At 69.6% G+C, this 3,552-nt stretch carries 6 protein-coding genes; all 6 read left to right on the plus strand.

The window, feature by feature from the left end; translation table 11 throughout:
- Positions 1 to 855: type II secretion system F family protein (locus MIC448_RS12385; RefSeq protein WP_243420013.1), on the plus strand; the 855-nt coding region annotated here is incomplete at its 5' end.
- Positions 852 to 1,808: a type II secretion system F family protein gene (locus MIC448_RS12390; RefSeq protein ID WP_036300183.1), complete on the plus strand. Its 957-nt coding sequence runs from the start codon at positions 852 to 854 to the stop codon at positions 1,806 to 1,808. The genes MIC448_RS12385 and MIC448_RS12390, both read left to right, overlap by 4 nt.
- 21 nt (positions 1,809 to 1,829) lie before the next feature.
- Positions 1,830 to 2,039, plus strand: a complete 210-nt coding sequence (locus MIC448_RS12395; protein ID WP_036300177.1) for a hypothetical protein — start codon at positions 1,830 to 1,832, stop codon at positions 2,037 to 2,039.
- Positions 2,040 to 2,045: 6 nt separating this feature from the next.
- Positions 2,046 to 2,456 (plus strand): TadE/TadG family type IV pilus assembly protein, encoded by a 411-nt coding sequence (locus MIC448_RS12400; protein ID WP_051513764.1) that lies wholly within the window; start codon positions 2,046 to 2,048, stop codon positions 2,454 to 2,456.
- 4 nt (positions 2,457 to 2,460) lie between these two features.
- Positions 2,461 to 2,922, plus strand: coding sequence for a hypothetical protein (locus tag MIC448_RS12405; RefSeq protein ID WP_036300179.1), 462 nt, complete (start codon positions 2,461 to 2,463; stop codon positions 2,920 to 2,922).
- Positions 2,919 to 3,368 (plus strand): pilus assembly protein TadG-related protein, encoded by a 450-nt coding sequence (locus MIC448_RS12410; RefSeq protein ID WP_051513766.1) that lies wholly within the window; start codon positions 2,919 to 2,921, stop codon positions 3,366 to 3,368. The genes MIC448_RS12405 and MIC448_RS12410 overlap by 4 nt, the downstream gene beginning before the upstream one ends.
- Positions 3,369 to 3,552 lie beyond the last annotated feature (184 nt).

Consider the following 3,552-nt stretch of genomic DNA (forward strand, 5'->3'; position numbering starts at 1 on the left):
ACGTTCTTGTGGGGTGGCGTGCTCGGCGCCGGGTCGCTCTTGATGCTGTCGCCGTGGCTCTGGCCGAGCCGCCCGTCACGACCCGCGCGCGCGGGGGCGAGTGCTGTCTCGCGGCTGCTCGAGGAAGCCGGGATGTCGCACGTGCGCCCTCGTGTTCTGATGGCCGTGTCGCTGATGCTTGCCGCAATCGGCGCGGCACTCGTCTGGCTCGTGCTCGGGGTGCCGATCCTCGCCGTCTGCGCGGCGCTGTTCGGTGCAGTGGCGCCGGTGCTGTGGTTGCGCGGTCGGCGCACCCAACTCATCCGGTCGCGGCGGGGGCTGTGGTCGGATGTCTGCGATCACCTCGTCTCGGCGGTGCGGGCGGGGATGTCCCTGCCCGATGCGGTCGCGAACCTCGCGGTTTCGGCGCCCCCGCTTCTGCGGCCCGCGTTCTCGTCTTTCGCGCGTGACATGGCGGCATCGGGTCACTTCGACTCCAGTGCTCTTCGGTTGAAGGCGCTGCTCGCCGACCCGATCGCCGACCGCATCGTCGAGACGCTCCGGATGGCGCGGCACGTCGGTGGCACCGAGCTGCCCGGCGTGCTCCGGGCACTGTCGACGGCCGTACGCGCCGATGCCGCGCTGAGGGCGGAGGTCGAGGCGCGTCAGTCGTGGATCCGAGGCGCTGCGCTGCTCGGGGTCGTCGCGCCGTGGGTCATCCTGGCGCTTCTGTCGCTGCGGCCCGAGGGCGCCCGTGCCTACACCAGCCCGGAGGGCATCGCTCTCGTGATCGCGGGTGGGCTCGCTTCCGTCCTGGCCTATCGGCTCATGCTCGGGCTCGGGCGTCTGCCGGAACCACGGCGGTGGCTCGCATGAGCGGGGTCTCGGTGGGCGCGGCTCCCGTGAGTTCGATGGCGCTCGCCGTCGTGCTCGGCACGGCGTTCGGACTCGGCGTGTGGCTGTTGGTCGGCCTGTTGCCGCGGTGGCGCGCGCTTTCTCTCGAGCGCCGAATCGCCCCCTACGTGCGGGAGGTCACGGATCCCCGAGGTGTCACGCCCTGGTTGGTGACGGATGCCTGGGCGCCGCCCACTCTCGGACGCGCGTTCGCGGCAGCGGGCATCCGGTTCGCGGGGCTGTTCGGGAGCTCGGCAACGATCGCGCGGCGGTTGGCGCAGGCGGGACGTGCGGGCGGCGTCGAGGAGTTTCGCGCGCGGCAGCTGGCGTGGGGGATCGGCGGTTTGCTTGCGGGATCCGTCGTGCTGATCGGGGTGACGCTCACGGGCAGGTTCACGCCGCTGGCAGCGGCCGTTCCCGGGATCGCGGCGTGCGCGGGAGTCGTGTTGTGCGATGCCATGCTGCAACGCGCCGCGAAGGCGCGGCGTGCGCGGCTACAGGAGGAACTCCCGCCCGTGTTGGAGTTCTTGGGATTGTGTCTGGCGGCGGGCGAGAGCCTGCTCGATGCGCTGCGTCGCGTCGGGTCGATCGGTAGTGGTGAGTTGTCGCGCGAGCTCGCCGCTGTCGTACTCGAGACGGGCACCGGATCGTCGTTGGGCGAGTCGCTCGGGGCGCTTTCGCACCGGCTCGAGTTGCCTGCTTTCTCGCGTGCTGTTGATCAGCTCGTCGCCGCGATCGAGAGGGGCGCGCCACTCGTTCAGGTACTGCAGGCCCAGGCGGGTGATGCGCGCGAGGCGGCGCGGCACGAGCTGATCGAGCGGGCCGGGCGGTCCGAAATTCTGATGCTCATTCCTCTTGTTTTCTTGATCCTTCCCCTGTCCGTCATTTACGCCGTCTATCCGGGTGTTTTCATGCTGCGCCTCGGGCTCGGCTGACGCCTCAACGAAAGGACCGATATGTACACAACAATCGACTCAACGCTCCGCAGGCGAGCACGCGCGACCCGTCGCCTTGCTCGGTTCGCCGAGGATGAGCGGGGTGACGTTCCGGGGTGGGTCCTAATCACTCTCATGACGGCCGGACTCGTTGTGCTGATCTGGGCGCTCGCGGGACCAGCGCTCGGCCAGCTCTTCGAGCAGGCGATCGCGCGCGTTTCCGGTCTCTGACCTGTCATGGGCCCGCGTCGGCGCCGCTTTCGCGGCCTCGTGCTCGACTCGCGCGGCTCGGCGCCCGTCGAGTTCGTGCTCGTCGGCGTGGTGCTGACGGTGCTGACCCTAGCCATCATCCAGTTCGGCGTCGCCGTGTACGTGCGGAATGTGGTGCACGACGCCGCGGTCGAAGGAGCGCACCGTGCCGCACTCGCGGACACGACGCTTGCCGAGGGTGAGGCGCGTACGCGGGAGGTCATCGCGCGAACGGTGGGCGAGGCATTCGCCGAGGATGTGTCGGCACGCGACACGGAGCATCTCGGGTATCCGGCGGTCGAGGTCACGGTGCGTACGACGCTTCCACTGATCGGCCTGATCGGTGTGCCCTGGGCTCTGGAGGTGACCGCGCATGCACCCGCCGAAACCCTCGACTAGCCGCGTGCGTCACCCGACGGTCCGGGACCTGCCGGGCGATGAGCGCGGCTCGGCCCCGCTCGAGTTCATCGTCGTCGGGCTTCTCCTGCTCGTGCCCCTGGTGTATCTGATCGCCTCACTCGGACTGATCCAGTCGCACGCGCTGGGCGTCGAGTCGGGGGCGAGACACCTGGCCCGAGCGATCGCGATGGCGCCGGATGCAGCGACCGCCGATTCTCGCGCAGACGCGATGCTGCAGACCACCGCTTCCGAATACGGCATCTCAGCCGGCAGCATCGACGTCGGCTTCGCTTGTGTTCCCGCGGGCGGAGCATGTCCGCGCGCCGGGGCGACGATGATGGTGTCGGTGGCGGCGCGGGTGCCGCTGCCGCTCGTGCCTCCCGTGCTCGGCCTCGACGACATCGCGAGCGTGCCGGTCTCGGCCACCGCGGTCCACAAGGTCTCGCGGTTCTGGGGAGCCGAATGAAACGCGCGCTGCGTTGGCAGAACCGGTCTGCAGCCACGAAGGGCCCGGATGACGAGGGCTCCGTGCTGCTGCTCACCCTCGGGTACGCGGTACTCGCGATCGCGCTGATCGTCGTGGGCGCGAACGCCGCGAGTCTGTATCTCGCGCAGAAGCGCGTCGACTCGGTTGCGGATGCCGCGGCGCTCGCCGGTGCGGATGGATTCGCACTCGTGTTGCAGAGCGGAGAGCCCCGAGCAATCCTCACAAACGAGGGTGTCCGGTCGCAGGCGAGCGCCCTGGTAGACATCGCCGGGTCCGAGGTCTCGCTCGTATCCGCGACGACGCCGGACGGAGTCTCTGCACGGGTGACCGTGGCGGCAACGTGGCATCCGATTCTGTTCTCGGTCTTCGTCCCTTCCGGGGTCGCGCTTAACGCCACCGCGACGAGCCGCACCGCCGTCGACTGAGCTCCGGTCACACGTGCGCCCGTGCCGGAGGCGATTCGCGAGCATCACAGAGGAGCGCGGGGGCAAATGGCTCGAAAGTGGGCCGAAACGGGCGGATCAGTCCGTGCGAACCTCTCGGATGTTCGCACGGACGGGGCTCCCCGGCTCGTGCTACTGGTGCTCGGGCTCAGCGCACGCGCGGCAC

The sequence above is a fragment of the Microbacterium sp. C448 genome (assembly GCF_000582705.2).
GTDB lineage: Bacteria > Actinomycetota > Actinomycetes > Actinomycetales > Microbacteriaceae > Microbacterium > Microbacterium lacus_A.